General features: G+C 43.8%; 1 pseudogene. It reads left to right on the top strand.

The features are described from left to right. Positions 1 to 217: pseudogene (locus AB3I00_RS14905) on the top strand (peptidase M23); the annotation flags it as partial.

Raw genomic sequence — 217 nt, 5'->3', positions numbered from 1 at the left:
AACCTGTTGTACAAGAAACGGTTCAAACAGAAACACAAGCAGCCCCTGTTGCTGAAACACAATCTGCTCCTGCTGCAACAGAAACAACAACAACGGCAACAAGCACGAATGCTGCAAAAGAATGGATCGCACAAAAAGAATCAAGCGGTTCTTACACAGCAACGAACGGACGTTACATCGGACGTTACCAATTAGATTCTTCTTACTTGAATGGTGA

The sequence above is a fragment of the Enterococcus sp. C76 genome (assembly GCF_040886985.1).
Lineage (GTDB): Bacteria > Bacillota > Bacilli > Lactobacillales > Enterococcaceae > Enterococcus_B > Enterococcus_B lactis.
This window is presented reverse-complemented; position numbering and strand designations above follow the sequence as displayed.